Below are 18,303 nucleotides of genomic sequence, written 5' to 3'. Positions count from 1 at the left end.
GTCGTTTCCGTATGCGCTTTCGTTTCTACGCGGCGTGCGGTCACACTGCGGTCCGCGAACCCGTGACCCGGAGGATCCGCCACCGCGGCGGTAGGCTTTCGACAGCAGCAGGTCGAACACGAGAGCGCGTCGACGGGGGGCCGTCGCCGGAGCTGTGACCGGTGTGTGACGTGGGATCGGGCAACGTGGTGCCGCATGATCAGCCTCTGCCGCGGCCCTGCCCGCGCTCCCTCCCCTCCGTCCGTGACGTGCCCGGCGAGGGGTGGGCGATGAGGGTACTGGTGGTCGAGGACCACGCCGAGCTCGCGCATTCGGTGGCGCGCGTGCTCCGCCGCGAGGGAATGGCGGTCGACGTCGTCTACGACGGCTCGGACGCGCTGGAACGCACCACGGTCGTCGACTACGACGTGGTCGTGCTCGACCGGGACCTCCCCGGGGTCCACGGGGACCAGGTCTGCGTCGCGCTGGCCGCCCAGCCGATGCACGCCCGCGTGCTGATGCTCACCGCGTCCGGCACGATCGCCCACCGCGTGGAGGGCTTCAGCCTCGGCGCGGACGACTACCTCCCCAAGCCCTTCGCGTACGCCGAACTCGTGGCCCGCATCCGCGCGCTCGCCCGGCGCTCGCAGCCGGCGCTGCCACCCATCCTCGTCCAGGGGGATCTGCGGCTCGACCCGGCCCAGCGGATCGCGTCGCGGGACGGGGTGCGCCTGGCGCTCACGCCCAAGGAGTTCGCCGTGCTCGAATACCTGCTCGCGGCCCAGGGCCGGGTCGTGTCGGCCGAGGAGCTCCTGGAGCGCGTGTGGGACGAGGCCGCCGACCCGTTCACCACGACGGTCAAGGCGACCATCAACCGGCTGCGCCCGAAGCTCGGCGACCCTCCCGTGATCGAGACCGTTCCCCGGGGCGGCTACCGGATTTGAGATGCCCATGCGCCTGTCCACGCTCTTCGCCCGGTCACCGGCGCTCGCCCGCCGACTGCTGCCACGGCGCGTCCGCGTCCGGCTGACCCTCCTGTACGGCGTGCTGTTCGTCGGCTCGGGCGTGGTCCTGCTGGCCATCACGAACCTGCTCGTGGCCCGCTCACCGGCCAACCTCGTCCTGGTGAAGAACCGGGGCGGCGAACCCGTGCTCGAACCCGGCGCCGACGGCCGCCTCTACCTCGGCTACCCCGAGAGCAACTCCTCGGTGCAGCTCAACGACATCACCCAGCAGCTGCGCGACCAGGCACTGCGCCAGCACGAGATCGAGATGGACCATCTCCTGGTCCAGTCGGGCATCGCGCTGGCGATCATGGCCGTCATCGCGATCGGCCTGGGCTGGGTGGTCGCCGGGCGCGTCCTGCGCCCGCTGCGCACGATGACGGGCACCATCCAGCGCATCTCGGCGCGCAACATGCACGAGCGGCTCGCCGTCGTCGGACCCGCCGACGAGCTCAAGGACCTCGCCGACACCGTCGACGGGCTCCTCGGCCGTCTGGAGACCGCCCTCGACTCCCACAAGCGCTTCGTCGCCAATGCCGCGCACGAGCTGCGCACGCCGCTCACCCTGGAGCACGCCCTCCTGGAGGAGTCCCTCATCGACCCGGGCGCCACCCGCGAGTCGTTCCGGTCCAACTTCGAGCGGCTCCTGGAGATCAGCAAACAGCAGGCCCGCCTCCTGGAGTCACTGCTCACCCTGTCCAGCAGCGAACGCGGCCTCGACCACCGCGAACCGCTCGACCTCGCGGTCATCGCCGAGGAGGTCGTGGAGGCCACCCGCGCGGAGACCGGCCGACGGGGGCTGCGCGTCGAGACCGCGATCGGCCCCGCCGACACCTCGGGCGACTCGGCGCTCGTCCAGCGCCTGGTGGCCAACCTCGTGGACAACGCGACCGGCTACAACACCCCCGGCGGGCGCGTGGAGGTCACCACCCGCACCGACGCCGGGCGGGCCGTGGTCGCCGTGGCCAACACCGGGCCCGAGGTGCCGCCGGACCAGGTGGAGCGGCTCTTCGAACCCTTCCAGCGGCTCGGCCGCACCGCGGGCGACGGCCATCACGGGCTCGGCCTCTCCATCGTCCGCGCCATCGCCACCGCCCACGACGCCCTGATCGCCGCCCGCGCCCGCCCCGGCGGCGGACTGGTCGTGGAGGTCTCCTTCCCGCCCCGCGCCGAAGCGCCCCAACACGTCCCGGACATTGCGCAGTTGGACGATGACCCGGTCGTCCGTTGAGCGCTCGACCGTGAACTCCTACCGTGGGTGCGGCGCCTGAAGGATCCCCCCGTCCCCAGGTGCCGCCGGACCGGGCGAAGCAGCCCCCAGCAACGGGAGGAACCCCATGGTCGTCGTGATGGCCCCCGAGGCCACGCAGCAGGACGTGGACGCCGTCGTCGCACGGGTGCGGGCGGCGGGCGGTGACGCCTTCGTCAGCCGCGGCGTGACCCGCACCATCGTCGGCCTGGTGGGCGACGTGGAGGCGTTCGAAGCCCTGAACCTGGCCGACCGCCGCGGCGTCCTCGACGTCGTACGGATCTCGGTGCCGTACAAGCTGGTCAGCCGGGAGCACCACCCCGACCGGTCCGTGATCCGGGTGGGCGGCGTGCCCATCGGACCGGACACCCTGACCGTGATCGCCGGACCGTGCGCGGTGGAGAGCCCCGAACAGACCCTGGCCGCCGCGCACCTGGCCAAGGCGGCCGGAGCCGCGCTGCTGCGCGGTGGGGCGTTCAAGCCGCGCACCTCCCCGTACGCCTACCAGGGGCTCGGCGAGAGGGGGCTGCGGATCCTCGCCGACGTGCGGGAGGAGACGGGGCTCCCGGTGGTCACCGAGGTCATCGACCCGGCCAGCGTCGAACTGGTCGCCCCCTACGCGGACATGCTCCAGATCGGCACCCGCAACATGCACAACTTCGCGCTCCTCCAGGCGGTCGGCGCGGCGGGGCGGCCGGTGCTGCTCAAGCGCGGCTTCGGGGCCACGATCGAGGAGTGGCTGATGGCCGCCGAGTACATCGCGCAGCGGGGCAACCTCGACATCGTGCTGTGCGAGCGCGGCATCCGCACCTTCGAGACCGCCACCCGCAACACCCTGGACATCAGCGCCGTGCCGGTCGTCCAGCGCCTCTCCCACCTGCCGGTGATCGTCGACCCCTCGCACTCGGGCGGGCGCCGCGACCTCGTCGCCCCGCTCACCCGCGCCGCCCTCGCCGTCGGCGCCGACGGCGTCATGATCGACGTACATCCCGATCCCGAAACGGCGCTGTGCGACGGCAACCAGGCCCTCACCCGGGCCGAGACCGGGGAGCTCGCGGACATCGTCCACGTCATGTCGCCGCTGATGGGTCGCACCCTCACCCGGCCCGCGGCGCGGGACCGGGCCGGCTCCGGCATCCGATAGGGGTGAATAGGGGTTTCGACACCTAGATCCATTCTGCTAGTGAGGGGTACCGGGCAGATAAACGCGTTGTTAGGGTGAGCGTGGTTCGGCCAGCGGGATTCCGCGCCACCTCAGGAACGGGGTGGAATCCCGACGGAGGGGAAGTGGCGCCGAGTGCGGGTGTAATTCTGCGACACGACGAGAGATGTGCGGCTCGGGCTCGTCACCGCGTGACGGTGATGTATTTCCGCGCACCTCGTCCTTCGCCCGGACACCGGGCGGACCAGTCTTCTGAGCGCGCATCACCTCTCACTTCATGGTCGATCTCTCCCGGATGACATGCCGTTCTTGACCGGCGGGTGGTCAAGTGCGTGCGGGAGACATCAGATCACTAGGGGGATTTCAGTTGGCAATACCCGGGCACGCGCAGATCGACCAACTCATGGTCGTCGAAGTGGAGATCGGTTCTCTCTCGACGGCCGACTCACCGCGGATCTCCGGAATAGACCAGGAACACGTGGAGGCGCTCGCAGTGGTGCAGAGCCCACTGCCGCCCATCACCGTGCACCGCTCGACCATGCGCGTCATCGACGGACTGCACCGGGTGCGAGCCGCCGAACTGCGGGGACAGCGCAAGATCGCGGTGAAGTTCTTCGAAGGGGACACGGCCGACGCCTTCGTCCTCGCCGTCGAGTCCAACGTCACGCACGGCCTGCCGCTGACCACGGCCGACCGGAAACGCGCCGCCGGGCGCATCATCGCCTCCCACCCGCAGTGGTCGGACCGCATGATCGCGTCCGTCAGCGGCATCGCCCCGGGGACCGTCGCGGAGATCCGCAGACGGGCCCCGGCCGAACAGGCCGGCGAAGCGAGCAGGATCGGCCACGACGGCCGGGTGCGCCCGGTCGACGGGACCGAGGGGCGCCGGGTGGCGAGCGAACTCATCGCCGAGAACCCCCAGCTGTCCCTGCGTCAGATCGCGCGCGTGGCGTCCATCTCCCCGGAGACGGTCCGCGACGTGCGCAACAGGATGATGCGCGGCGAGGACCCGCTGCCACGGCGCGCACAGCGCGGCCGCGACGTGCTCGTGAGCGCCCCGCGGAGCAGCGGCCCCACCGCCGTGCCCGACCGTGACCCGGGCCAGGACCGCGCCACGGTCCTCAAGCGCCTCAACGCGGACCCGGCGCTGCGCTTCAGCGAGACCGGCCGCACCCTGCTGCGCCTGCTCAACATCCACACGATCAGCGCCGAGGAATGGGACGAGATCATCGACAAGGCGCCGCCGCACTGCCGGCGGATCGTGGCCTACCTGGCGGGCGAGTGCGCGGAGATGTGGGCGGAGGTCGCCGTGCGCGTCCAGCGCAAGGTCGCCGAGACGGCCTAGGACACCGCGCACCGCGGGCGTCCAACCGGGCAGTCCGCCCGGTTGGACGCCCTTTCCGGAAGAACGCCCTCCCATATCCGGAGGAGCGCCTTTCCCGTGCCCAAAACAATTGGACATTCACCTGCCCAAGTGAGGCCTGGATGACGGGAATTCGCGAAGGTATCGTCCTGCGGGTGAGTGCATCTCACGACATTTCAAAGGGCCCCATTCCGTAATGCCGAGGCAGGAGGATTCCGTCGCGTGTTGATCACCCAAGGACCTGGTGGACCTACCGTCGGAGGGCCGCAATCAGGGGCCCAGAAGCAATCGCTCCGGCCGGGATCAGTACGCCGGGCGATGTCCTACATGAAGCCGCACAAGCTCGCTTTCGTCTTTCTGCTCCTGACCACCGCGGTGGATTCCGTCATCATCGTCTCGACGCCCCTGCTGCTCAAAAAGATCATCGACGACGGAATACTCAAGGACGACGCCGGGCTCATCGTGGCCGTCGCCGTCACCGTGGCGGTACTCGCCCTCGTCGACGCGGTCGCGCAACTCGTGCAGAGCTATTTCTCCGGGCGCATCGGGCAGGGCGTCAGCCACGATCTGCGGGTCGAGGCCTTCAAGCACGTACAGCGCCAGCCGATGGCGTTCTTCACCCGTACCCAGACGGGGCTGCTCGCCAGCCGCCTCAACGGCGACGTCATGCTCGCCCAGCAGGCCCTCACCACGATGCTGGTCTCGGCGACCAGCGTGCTGACCGTGGCCCTCGTCCTCACCGAGATGTTCTATCTGTCCTGGCTCATCAGCCTGATCGCCATCGCCATGCTGCCCGTGTTCATCGTCCCCGGCATCTACGTGGGGCGGCGCCTTCAGCACTACTCCCGGGCGCAGATGCAGGCCAACGGCGAACTGGGCGGCATCATCAACGAGCGCTTCAACGTGGGCGGGGCGATGCTCGCCAAGCTCTTCGGACGCCCGCGCGAGGAAGCCGCCGCGTTCGAGGCCCGGGCCGGCGAGGTGCGCCAGGTCGGGGTCGTCTGGACGGTGTACAGCAGGCTGTCGTTCATCTTCATGGCGCTGCTCGCGTCCCTGGCCACCGCCCTCGTCTACGGCGTCGGCGGCCATCTGGTGCTCGACGACGTGTTCCGCATCGGCACCCTGGTGGCCCTGGCCGCGCTGCTCGGCCGGCTCTACGGGCCCATCACCCAGCTGTCCAGCCTCCAGTCCAACGCGCTCACCGCGATGGTCAGCTTCGACCGGATCTTCGAGGTCCTCGACCTCAAGCCGCTCATCGAGGAGAAGCCGGACGCGCGCGCCCTCACCGCTCCGGGCGACGGACCCGCACCCGAGATCGAGTTCGACCAGGTCTCCTTCCGCTATCCGCGCGCCAGCGACGTGTCCCTGGCCTCGCTGGAGTCCAACGCGCTCTCGGCGGCCGAACGGGCCAAGGAGACGGCCGAGGTGCTCCACGGGATGACCTTCAGGGTGCCGGCGGGCAAACTCACGGCGCTCGTCGGCCCGTCGGGCGGCGGCAAGACCACCACCACCCATCTGGTGTCCCGGCTCTACGACCCGACGTCCGGCAGCGTCCGCATCGACGGCCACGACCTGCGGGACGTCAGCCTCGACTCGCTGCGCGACGTCGTCGGCGTGGTCAGCCAGGACGCGCACTTCTACCACGACACCATCCGCGTGAACCTCTCCTACGCACGCCCCGATGCCACGCAGCGCGATCTCCTGCGCGCCTGTGACGCGGCCCAGATCGGCGACCTGATCCGCTCGCTGCCCAGCGGCCTCGACACCGTGGTCGGCGACCGCGGCTACCGGCTCTCCGGCGGCGAGAAGCAGCGTCTGGCCCTGGCCAGGCTGCTCTTGAAGGCACCCTCGGTCGTGGTGCTCGACGAGGCCACCGCGCACCTGGACTCCGAGTCCGAGGCGGCCATCCAGCAGGCCCTGACCACCGCGCTGCGGGACAGGACCTCCCTGGTGATCGCCCACCGCCTGTCCACCATCCGCGAGGCGGACCAGATCCTCGTCATCGACGAGGGCGAGGTCCGCGAGAGCGGCACCCACGACGAACTCCTGGCCGCAGGAGGGCTCTACGCCGAGCTGTACCACACGCAGTTCAACCGCCCCGGCGCCAACGGAGCGGGCCCCGACGCCCACAAGGAGCGGGTCCTGCACGGTCCTGTCCTCGGCGGCGGCCCCGTCCTCGGCGGCGGCGGGCCCGTGCTCGGCGGCAGCGGTCCGCCGCCCGCGGTCGGCGGCGAGCACATCCTGCGCCTCGGCGCCGATCCGGACGAGCGCTGAACGCGCGTCTGCCTGAAGGGGGAGAAGGTGGAGTCGTCGGTGGTGGCGGAGCTGATCGCCGCACAGGTGGAGTCGTCGCCCGGTGCGGTGGCGGTCGAGGGCGAACGGACGCTGTCGTACGGGCAGTTGTGGGCGGAGTCGGGGCAGTGGGCGGCGCATCTGGCCGCCCTGGGCGTCGGCCGCGGCGATCGTGTCGCGGTGGTGGCGGAGCGGTCGGCGGACCTGGTGGTGCTGCTCCTGGGCGTGTGGCGGGCGGGCGCCGCCTACCTCCCCGTCGACGCGGGCTCTCCGCCGGGACGCATCGCCTTCCTCGTCGAGGACGCGGCACCCGCCCTCGTGCTGTGCACGCGGCAGAGCCGCAGCGCGCTCCCGGTCGGCGTCGCCGTGCAGGTCGTGGACGACCCGCGGGTGCGGGCGGCGGTCGCGGCCTGCGGCGGCCGTGCCGTCCAGGTGCCGGTGGGCGCTCAGGACATGGCGTACGTGATGTACACCTCGGGTTCGACCGGGGTGCCCAAGGGGGTGGCGGTGCCGCACGGGAGCGTCGCCGCCCTGGTGGGCGACGACGGCTGGGCGGTGGGTCCGGACGACGCGGTGCTCATGCACGCCCCGCACTCCTTCGACGTCACGCTGTTCGAGGTGTGGGTGCCGCTCGCCGCCGGTGGCCGCGTGGTGGTCGCCGGGCCGGGGGTGGTCGACGGCCGCCGGGTGCGCGAGCACGTGCGGCGCGGGGTGACCGCCCTGCACGTGACCGCGGGTTCGTTCCGCGTCATGGCCGAGGAGTCCCCGGACTGCTTCGCCGGACTGCGCGAGGTGCTGACCGGCGGGGACGTCGTGCCGCCCGGCTCGGTGGCCCGCGTGCGCGACGCCTGCCCGGACGTGGCCGTCCGCCACCTGTACGGGCCCACCGAGGCGACCCTGTGCGCGACCTGGCACCTCCTGGAGCCGGGCACCCAGGCGGCTCCCACGCTGCCGATCGGGCGACCGCTGCCCCGGCGGCGCACCTTCGTCCTGGACGCGGACCTGCGGCCGGTGCCCCAGGGCGGGACCGGGGAGCTGTACGTGGCGGGAGCGAGCCTGGCGCAGGGCTACTGGAGCCGGCCCGGTGCCACCGCGGAGCGCTTCGTGGCCTGCCCGTACGCGCCGGGGGAGCGGATGTACCGCACCGGAGACCTGGTGCGCGAGGCCGGGAACGGGGAGCTCCTGTTCGCCGGGCGTTCGGACGACCAGGTCAAAGTCCGTGGCTTTCGCGTGGAGTTGGGCGAGGTGGAGGCGGCCCTCGCCGCGCACCCCGCCGTGGCCCAGGCGGTCGTCGTCGCCCGCGCGGATGGGCGGGGCGAACGCCGCCTGGTCGGTTACGTCGTCCCCGCGGAAAGGCAAGGCCTGGACACCCCGGAAGACCTGGACACCCGAGGACCCTCCGGCACCCGAGGAGACCTGGCCGCCCGCACAGCCCCGGACACCCGGGCCCTGCGTGAGGCCGTCGCCGGAACACTGCCCGAGTACATGGTCCCGGCCGCGGTCCTCACCCTGGACCGCCTCCCGGTGACCCGCAACGGCAAGGTCGACCGCGACGCCCTGCCCGCACCCGACTTCGCGGCGAACGTCACCGGGCGCGCACCGCGTACCGAAGGCGAAACGCTTCTGTGCGCCCTGATGGCGGAGCTGCTCGGACTGGAACGCGTCGGGACGGACGACAGTTTCTTCGCACTGGGCGGCGACTCGATCATGGCGATGCAGCTGGCCGCACGGGCCCGCCACGGCCGGCTCTTCTTCAAGCCCGAGGACGTCTTCCAGCACCCGACACCGGCGGCCCTGGCCGCGATGGCCGACACCACCGGCGGCGGCCACGTCACCGGACCGCGCACGCACGCCTCCCTGACCGACCTGACGGCCGACCTCAGTCAGGACGAAGCCGACCGGCTGCGGGCCGAGGTGCCCGGCATGGAGGACGTGTGGCCCCTGTCGCCGTTGCAGGAAGGGCTGCTCTTCCACGCGACCTTCGCCGAGAGCGGTCCGGACGTGTACGCCAGCCAGCGCACGCTGACCCTCGACGGCCCCCTCGACGTGGACCGGCTGCGCGCGTCGTGGCAGGCCCTGCTCGCCCGCCACGCGGTGCTGCGCGCGAGCTTCCACCAGCGCGACTCGGGCGAGACGGTCCAGGTCATCACGTCCCGCGCCGAGGTGCGCTGGCGCGAGGCCGACCTGTCGCGGCTCGCGGAGGACGAGGTGTCCGCCGAGGTGGCACGCCTCGCCAAGGCCGAGCGGGCCGAGAAGTTCGATCTGCGGGTGGCACCGGCGCTGCGGCTGCTCCTGATCCGCCTGGGAGAGGGCAGGCACCGCCAGATCGTCACCGTCCACCACTCACTGGTGGACGGCTGGTCCACCGACGTCGTCTTCGGCGAGCTGTCCCAGGTGTACGCGGCGGGCGGCGACGGCAGCGCCCTGCCCGCCACGACGTCGTACCGGGAGTATCTGGACTGGCTCGGCCGCCAGGACGAGGAAGGCGCGGGGGAGGCCTGGCGCGCGGCGTTCACCGGCCTCGACGAGCCGACACTGATCGGGCCCGAGGGCGGCGCCGGTGCGCACATCGTGCCGGAGCCGATCCCCTTCGAGCTCTCCGAGGAACTCACCCGTGGGGTGGCGCGGTTGGCCCGTTCCCAGGGCGTGACCGTCAACACGGTCGTGCAGGGCGCGTGGGCGCAGCTCCTCGCCCGGCTCGTGGGGCGCACGGACGTGGTGTTCGGTACGCCGATGGCGGGCCGGCCCGCGGAGCTGCCGGGGGTCGAGTCGGCGGTCGGGCTGTTCCTCAACACCGTGCCCGTACGGGTGAGTCTGGCGGCGGACCAGTCGGTCGCCGGCATGCTCGCAGACCTGCGGGAGCGGCAGATCGCCCTGATGGCCCGGCAGCACCTGGGGCTGCGGGAGATACGGCAACTGGCCGGGCCCGGCGCCGTGTTCGACACGCTCGTGGTCTTCGAGAACCTCCCCGGGACACCGGCGGCGACCGGCACGGACCTGGCCATCCGTACCCTCGGGGAACCGGAGGACAGGGGCCATTATCCGTTGGCGCTGGTCGTGGTCCCCGACGCACGGCTGCGGGGGCTCCTCGTGCACCGCCCCGACGTGGTGGGGCGGGACAGGGCCGAGCGCGTGATCGCCTGGCTGCGGCGTGTCCTGGAGCAGATGGTGGCGGACCCGTCCGCGCCGGTGGGGCGGCTGGACGTCGCGCCCGAAGCCGAGGCGGCGCGCGGAACTTCGGCGCGGGAGCAGCAAGCGCCGGCCGCACCCGACCTGACCGCCCCGGACCTCTTCGCCCGGCAGGCGGTGGACACGCCCTTCGCGGTGGCGGTGGTGGACGGCACGCGCTCGCTCACGTATGGCGAAGTGAACGTACAAGCAGCGGCCCTGGCGCGGTACTTGGCGGGCAGGGGGGTGGGCTCGGAGACGCGCGTGGCCGTCCTGGCGGACCGCTCGGCGGAGCTGGTGACCGCGCTGATCGGAGTGTCGGCCGCGGGCGGCGTCTACGTCCCCGTGGACCCCGGGCTCCCCGCCGTGCGACTGCGCACGCTCCTGGACGACGTGGCCCCGCCGGTCCTGGTCTGCCTGCGCCAGACCCGCGACGCGGTGCCGGCCGACTACACCGGCCAACTGGTGGTCCTGGACGACCCGTCGGTCATCCGGGAGGTGTCCGGAGACGCGGACGGCGGCCCGGAGCAAGGCCTTGAACAGGGCGCGAAGGAGCGCGCACCGCTGACGGCGGCCAACGCGGCGTACGTGATCTACACGTCCGGGTCGACCGGCGTCCCCAAGGGCGCCGTCGTCCCCCACCGCGGCCTGCGCAACCTCGTCGACGACCGCATCGAGCGCTACCGCATCGGCCCTGACAGCGCGGTGCTCCAACTCGTCTCGCCGAGCTTCGACGTCTCCATGTCGGACATCTGGCCGGTCCTGTGCGCGGGCGGACGGCTGGTGCTCGCCCCGCCCGCGCGGCGCCACGCGACCGGCGAGGAACTGGTCGGCCTGATGCGCGCGCAGCGGGTGACGCACGTGGCGATGACGCCGACGCTCCTGGCGCAGCTGCCGCCGGAGGAACTGCCCGCGCTGCGCGTCCTGGTCATCGGCGGCGAACCGGTCTCCGACGAACTGCGCGGCCAGTGGTCGGCGAACCGCGAGATCTACAGCGAGTACGGGGTGACCGAGGCGACGGTCGCCTCGACGGTGAGCCGGGCCCTCGGCGCACACGACGAGCCGTCGATCGGCCGCCCGCTCGCCCGCACCTCCGCCCACGTCCTGGACGCGTTCCTGCGCCCGGTGCCCACGGGCACGGTGGGCGAGCTGTACGTGGCGGGCGCGGGCCTGGCACGCGGCTACCTGCGGCGGACGCAGCTGACGGCACGACGCTTCGTGGCCAGCCCGTTCGCGTCCGGCGAGCGCATGTACCGGACCGGGGACCTGGTGCGCAGGACCGGCACCGGCGACCTCGTCTACGCGGGCCGCGCCGACGCCCAGGTGAAGGTGCGCGGCTTCCGGGTGGAGCTGGGCGAGGTCGAGGCGGCCCTCGCCGGTCACCCCGCCGTCGACCGGGCCGTGGTGATCCTCCAGCCGGACGGGCGAGGGGAGCGCCGCCTGGTCGGCTATGTGGTCGGCACCGGCACCCGGTCAGGACCCGGCGCCGCCCCGCGGACACCGGACGGGCCGTCCGTACGCGACTACGCCGCGAAGGCCCTGCCGGACTACATGGTGCCCGCGGCCGTGCTCGCCCTCGACGCGCTGCCGGTCACGCCGAACGGCAAGGTCGACGTGCCCGCCCTGCCCGCCCCCGACTTCGCGGGGCAGGCGTCGGGCCGCGCCCCGCGAGGCGAGGCGGAGCAGCTCCTGTGCGCCCTGTTCGCCGACGTGCTCGGCCTGGAGCGGGTGGGGGCCGACGACGACTTCTTCCGGCTCGGCGGGGACTCCATCAGCTCGATGCAGCTGGTGAGCCGCGCCCGCCGATCGGGCGCCTCCTTCAGCGCCCAGGACGTGTTCGAGCACCGGTCACCGGAAGCCCTGGCCCGCGTGGTCAGGCTCGGTGCCGGGCAGGCGTCGGGCCCCGACACGGGCGAGGGCGAGGTGACCTGGACGCCGGTGATGCGCGCCCTGGGCGAGCGGGCTCTCGGCGGCGGCTTCACCCAGTGGATGGTGACGGGGACCCCCGCGGAGCTGCGCGCCGACGTCCTCGCGGCGGGCCTGGGCGCCGTACTGGACACGCACGCCATGCTGCGCGCCCGCGCCACGGCGGACGGCGACGCCGGACCGCGCCTGGTGGCGGGCGGGCCCGGGTCCGTGGACCCGGCACGCCTGATCACCCGGATCGACGCGACGGGGGTGGCGGCGGACGGCCTGGACGAGCTGGCGGGCCGCGCCGCACGCGAGGCGGCGGCGCGTCTTGACCCGTCCGCCGCGGTGATGGTCCAGGCCGTGTGGCTGGACGCGGGCCCGCGACGCGTCGGCCGGCTGGCCCTGGTGGTGCACCACATGGCGGTCGACGGCGTCTCCTGGCGGATCCTGGCCCCGGACCTGCGGGCCGCGTGCGAGAGCGCGGCCGCCGGACGGAAGCCGGAACTCGACCCCGTGGGCACGTCCTTCCTCCGCTGGTCCCGGCTCCTCGCGGCGGAAGCGACCGGCGCCGGCCGCGTCGCGGAACTCGGCGACTGGACCGCTCTCCTCGGCGACCGGGCGCGACCGCCGCTCGGCGCCCGCGCCCTCGACCCCGCACGGGACACGGCCGCGGGCATGCGCCACCGGACCTGGACCGTGCCGCCCCGGCAGTCGGCGACGCTCGCGGGAGCGACACCGGCGCTCTTCCACTGCGGCGTGCACGAAGTGCTCCTCGCCACGCTGGCCGGAGCGGTCGTCCGCGGCAGCGGGAGCGCCGACCGCACCGTCCTGATCGACGTCGAGGGACATGGCCGCAAACCGGTCGGCGGCGCGGATGTGCTGCGCACCGTCGGCTGGTTCACCGCTGTGCACCCCCTGCGCCTCGACCTGACCGGGGTCGACATGAGCGGCGCTGCGGCCGGCGGCCCAGCGGTGGGCACGCTCCTGAAGGCCGTCAAGGAACAGGCGCGGACCGTGCCCGGCGACGGCCTCGGATACGGGCTGCTGCGCCATCTGAACCCCGATACGGGACCGGTGCTCGCCGCCCTGCCGCGCCCGCAGATCAGCTTCAACTACATGGGCCGCTTCCCCGCGGCCGACACGGCCGACGCCGTCCGGCCCTGGCAGATGGCGGGCGAGGAGGCGATCGGCAGCTCCACCGACGACGCCATGCCCGCGACACACGCCCTGGAGGCCGGCGCGACGATCCGCGACACCGACGGCGGACCCGAGCTGACCCTGTCGCTGAGCTGGCACGGCGCGCTCCTCGACGAGGCGCGGGCCACACGCGTCGGCCACCACTGGCTCGGCCTGCTCGCGGGCCTGGCCGCACACACCACGGACCCGGCGGCGGGCGGCCACACGCCGTCCGACTTCCCCCTCATCGAGCTCGCCCAGGACGAGGTCGAGCAGTTCGAAGCGATGGCAGCAGAGCTCGAAGGAGGGCGTTCGCTGTGAAGACTCCCACCCCCGCCACGGGGCACGCGCCCGCGGACCACCGTCCGGCGGCCGGGCCCAAGGGCTCCGCGCTCGCCGAGGTGTGGCCGCTCTCGCCCCTCCAGGAAGGGCTGCTGTTCCACGCCGACTTCACCGGCCAGGGCCCCGACGTCTACACCGTGCAGAACATCCTGGCGGTCCAAGGGCCCCTGGACGCCGACCGCTTCCGCGCCTCCTGGGAGGCGCTCCTCGCCCGGCACGCGGCCCTGCGGGCGAGCTTCCAGCGCCGCAAGACGGGTGAGGCCGTACAGCTGATCACCCGCGAGGTCGTCCTGCCCTGGAGCCAGGCCGACGTCTCGCACCTGGCCGCACCCGAGGCGCGCGCCGAGATCGAACGCCTGGCCGCACGCGAACGCGCCCACCGGATCGACCCCGCGGCAGCGCCCCTGATGCGGCTGCTCCTGATCCGCGTCGGCGAGCGCGGGCACCGCCTGGTGATGACGAGCCACCACATCCTGATGGACGGCTGGTCGGCCCCCCTCCTCCTCGACGAACTCTCCGCGATCTACGCGGCGGGCGGCGACGCCTCGGGCCTCGCACCCGTCACCTCCTACCGGGAGTACCTGGCCTGGCTCGCCCGCCAGGACAAGGAAGCCGCCCGGGCCGCCTGGCAGGCGGAGTTGGCCGGAGCCGACGCACCGACGCTGGTCGTGGGCCCCGCGAACCCGACCCATGGCGACACACCGCCGCGGAAACGCTCCGCCCACCTGACCGGCGAGACGACCGGGGCGCTCGCCGCCCTGGCCCGCGCCCATGGTCTGACGACGAACACCGTGGTGCAGGGCGCCTGGGCGCTGGTCCTCGCGCGCCTGGCCGGGCGCACGGACGTGGTGTTCGGCGCGACCGTGGCGGGCCGCCCTCCGGAGCTGCCGGGCGCCGATTCCATGATCGGGCTGTTCATCAACACGCTGCCGGTCCGGGTCAGGGCCGACGGTGCGCGGCCGCTGCTGGACCTGCTGCGCGAGCTACAGGACCGCCAGTCCGCACTCCTGGCCCACCAGCACCTGGGCCTCGCGGAGATCCAGCAACTCGCGGGCCCCGGAGCCGGTTTCGACACGCTCCTCGTGTACGAGAACTACCCCCGGCCGCCCGGCCACGACCCCGCTCCCGACGCGCTCTCCCTCACCACCGAGGAGTCGCGCCAGGCGACCCACTACCCCCTGTCGGTCGGCGTCGTCCCCGGAGATCGGCTGCGGGTGGACGTGACGTACCGGCCCGACGTGGTGGACGAAGCGGTGGGCGACGCGCTGGCCGGACTGCTCGTGCGGGTGCTGCACCGCATCGTGGAGGACCCCGCGACGACGGTGGGAGGCCTCGGCGTGGCGCACGAGCCGCCGCCCCGCGTCAGGCCGCTGACACCCGCAGCCGAGGAGCCGGTCTCGGCGCAGGAGCCGGTGCCTCAGCTCATCGCGAGGCGGGTGGCGCAGGCGCCGGATGCGGTGGCCGTCCAGGGCGCACGCACGCTGTCGTACGGCGAGTTGTGGGCGGAGTCCGGCCGCTGGGCCCGGTACCTGGCAGGCAGGGGAGTGCGGCGTGGTGACCGTGTGGCGGTGCTGATGGAGCGGTCGCCGGATCTGGCGGCCGTGCTCCTGGGCATCTGGCGTGCGGGCGCCGCCCATGTACCGGTGGACGTCGGATGGCCTTCGGAGCGGGTGGCCTTCGTCCTGCGGGACGCGGCTGTCGCGCTGGTGGTGTGCACGGACGAGAGCCGCCGCACGCTGCCCGCGCACAGGGACGGGCGGCTCGCGGTCCTCGACGACCCACGGCTGCGGTCGGCGCTCGCGGCCCACGGAACCGACGCGCCGGACACCGCTGTGGTGGCGGCGCGGGACGTGGCGCACGTGATGTACACCTCGGGCTCGACCGGCGCCCCCAAGGGCGTCGCCGTGCCCCACGGGAGCGTCGCGTCCCTCGTGGCGGAGTCGCGCTGGGCGGTGGGCCCCACGGACGCGGTCCTCATGCACGCCCCGCACGCCTTCGACGTGTCGCTCTACGAACTGTGGGTCCCCCTGGCCGCCGGTGCCCGCGTCGTGATGGCCGGGCCCGGTGTCGTCGACGCCCAGCGGATGCGTGAGCACGTGACGGGCGGGGTCACGGCGGCCCACCTGACCGCCGGGTCCTTCCGGGTGCTCGCGGAGGAGTCCCCGGAAAGCTTCGCGGGCCTGCGCGAGGTCCTGACCGGCGGAGACGTGGTCCCGGCCGCGGCGGTGGCGAAGGTGCGCGAAGCGTGCCCCGAGGTCACCGTCCGGCACCTGTACGGGCCCACGGAGACCACGCTGTGCGCGACCTGGCATCTGCTGGCGCCGGGCGATGCCATGGGTCCCGTACTCCCGATCGGAAGCCCGCTGCCCCACCGCCGCACCCTCGTCCTGGACGCGTTCCTCCAGCCCTTGCCGCCGGGCATGACCGGCGAACTCTACGTGGCTGGGGCTGGGTTGGCGCAGGGCTACTGGGCCGCCCCCGGCGCGACCGCCGACCGGTTCGTGGCCTGCCCGTACGCGCCCGGCGAGCGGATGTACCGCACCGGCGACCTGGTGCGCGAAAGGAAGAACGGGGAGCTCGTCTTCGTCGGCCGCGCGGACACGCAGGTCAAAGTGCGCGGATACCGTGTGGAGCTGGGCGAGGTGGAGGCGGCCCTGAGCGCCCACCCGGCCGTGGCCCAGGCGGTCGTCGTCGCCCGCGCGGACGGCCCGGGGGAGCGCCGCCTCGTCGGCTACGTCGTCCCGGACGGCCGGACGGTGGACCCGCGGCAGCTGCGCGAGGACGTCACCCGTGTGCTGCCCGACTACATGGTGCCGGCCGTCGTGCTCGTCCTGGACGCCCTGCCGGTGACCCGCAACGGCAAGGTCGACCGCGCGGCCCTGCCCGCGCCCGACCTCGCCGGACGGGTCACGGGGCGTGAGCCGCGGACCGAGGCCGAGGAGACCCTGTGCGCTCTGTTCGCCGAGGTGCTCGGGATGGAGCGGGTGGGCGTCGAGGACAGCTTCTTCGAGCTGGGCGGCGACTCGATCATGTCGATGCAGCTCGCCGCGCGAGCCCGCCGCGCGGACCTGCTCTTCAAGGCGCAGGACGTCTTCGAGCACGAGACGCCCGCCGGGCTCGCAGCCGTCTGCCGGCGCCCGGACGAGACGCCGGCGGCACCCGACGTGGCCGTGGGTGAAGTGCCCTGGACGCCCGTGATGCGGGAACTCGGCCCGTCTGCCGCCCGCCCGAGGTTCGCCCAGTGGGCGATCGTCGGCGCCCCGTCCGGACTCCAACGACACGCCCTCGTGCCCGCGTTGAGCGCGCTCGTCGACACCCATGACGTACTCCGCTCCCGGGTGGTCGCGGACGAGAAGGGGCCGCGGCTCTTCGTCGAGGAGCGGGGCTCGCTGGACGTCGGCGCGCTGATCACGCGCGTGAACGCGACCTACGCGGTGGCGGGCACGCTCGACGACATCGCGGACGAGGCGGCGCAGGAGGCCGCGGACCGGCTCGATCCGTCGGCGGGCGTGCTGCTTCAGGTGGCCTGGGTGGACGCGGGCCCGGGCCGGACCGGCCGACTGGCCGTCGTGGTCCACCACTTGGCGGTCGACGGAGTCTCCTGGCGGATTCTGTTGCCGGACCTCCGTGCCGCGTGCGAGGCGGCGATCGCGGGGCGCGAGCCGCGACTCGACCCGGTGGGCACCTCCTTCCGGCACTGGTCGCGGCTGCTGGTCGAACAGGCTTCCCACGAGGTACGGGTCGCCGAACTCGACGGATGGGCGACCCTGTTGCAGCCAGGAGAGCCTCGGCTCACGGAGGGAGAGCTGACCCCGGTTCGGGACACCGCCGCGACCATGTGCCGCCGTTCTTGGACCGTGTCGTCCTCGCAGGCCGAGACGTTGACGGGCCGGACGCCGTCGGTCTTCCACTGTGGTGTGCACGAGGTGCTGCTGGCGTCGTTGGCCGGTGCCGTCGCCCTCTGGCGGCAGGACACGGATTCCGGAGTCCTGCTGGACGTGGAGGGGCATGGTCGGGTGGCGGCCGAGGGGGTGGATCTGTCGCGTACGGTCGGCTGGTTCACCGCTGTGCATCCGGTGCGGCTTGATGTGGGTGCGGTGGATGTACGTGAGGTGATGGCCGGGGGCACGGCGGCCGGGGCGTTGTTGAAGGCGGTGAAGGAGCAGGCGCGGGCGGTGCCGGGGGACGGGCTCGGGTTCGGCTTGCTGCGGCATCTGAACCCGGTCACGGCTCCGGTGCTGGCGGGGCTGCCGCGTCCGCAGATCGGCTTCAACTACCTGGGCCGCTTCACCGCCGACGCCTCGGGAACCTCGCTCGGCGGCTCGCTCGACCCGGCCATGCCCGCCACCCACACGATCGAGGCGGGCGCGGTCGTCGTCGACACGGCCGCGGGACCCAAGCTGACCCTCACGCTGAGCTGGGCCGCCGCGCTGCTCGACGAGACGGCCACGGAACGCCTTGGACGGCTCTGGCTCGACCTGCTCGGTGGTCTCGCCGCGCACACGACGGACCCCGGCGCGGGCGGCCACACCGCCTCCGACTTCCCGCTCCTCGACCTCGCGCAGGACGAGGTCGACGAGCTCGAAGCGGGCTTCGCCGACGGCATCCCGTGACCGCCGTGTCCCGCCGGCCCCGGCGTCCGCGCCGCACCCATCAC

General features: G+C 73.2%; 7 protein-coding genes. All 7 read left to right on the top strand.

What is annotated here, in order from left to right:
- Window positions 1–269 precede the first annotated feature (269 nt).
- Window positions 270–923 carry a response regulator transcription factor gene (locus QBL25_RS05040; RefSeq protein ID WP_371749363.1) on the top strand — a complete coding sequence of 218 codons (654 nt, stop codon included), beginning with the start codon at window positions 270–272 and terminating at the stop codon, window positions 921–923.
- A gap of 1 nt (window position 924) precedes the next feature.
- Entirely contained in the window at window positions 925–2,214 is a 1,290-nt protein-coding gene (locus tag QBL25_RS05035; RefSeq protein WP_409055760.1) for a sensor histidine kinase, read from the top strand.
- 106 nt (window positions 2,215–2,320) lie between these two features.
- A complete protein-coding gene (gene aroF, locus QBL25_RS05030) occupies window positions 2,321–3,376 on the top strand; it encodes a 3-deoxy-7-phosphoheptulonate synthase (protein ID WP_409055759.1) in 1,056 nt (351 codons plus the stop codon).
- A 385-nt stretch (window positions 3,377–3,761) separates the two neighbouring features.
- Window positions 3,762–4,739, top strand: coding sequence for a ParB N-terminal domain-containing protein (locus QBL25_RS05025; protein ID WP_409055758.1), 978 nt, complete (start codon window positions 3,762–3,764; stop codon window positions 4,737–4,739).
- Window positions 4,740–5,084: 345 nt separating this feature from the next.
- Complete coding sequence (locus tag QBL25_RS05020; RefSeq protein WP_409055757.1) at window positions 5,085–7,031, top strand: ABC transporter ATP-binding protein; 1,947 nt, start codon at window positions 5,085–5,087, stop codon at window positions 7,029–7,031.
- A 27-nt stretch (window positions 7,032–7,058) separates the two neighbouring features.
- Window positions 7,059–13,625 (top strand): amino acid adenylation domain-containing protein, encoded by a 6,567-nt coding sequence (locus QBL25_RS05015; protein ID WP_409055756.1) that lies wholly within the window; start codon window positions 7,059–7,061, stop codon window positions 13,623–13,625.
- The gene (locus QBL25_RS05010; protein WP_409055755.1) at window positions 13,622–18,259 is read left to right on the top strand and encodes an amino acid adenylation domain-containing protein; all 4,638 of its coding nucleotides are present in this window, start codon (window positions 13,622–13,624) and stop codon (window positions 18,257–18,259) included. The genes QBL25_RS05015 and QBL25_RS05010 overlap by 4 nt, the downstream gene beginning before the upstream one ends.
- Window positions 18,260–18,303: the final 44 nt, after the last annotated feature.

Source organism: Streptomyces sp. SYP-A7185 (assembly GCF_046103685.1).
Classification (GTDB): Bacteria; Actinomycetota; Actinomycetes; order Streptomycetales; family Streptomycetaceae; genus Streptomyces.
This window is presented reverse-complemented; position numbering and strand designations above follow the sequence as displayed.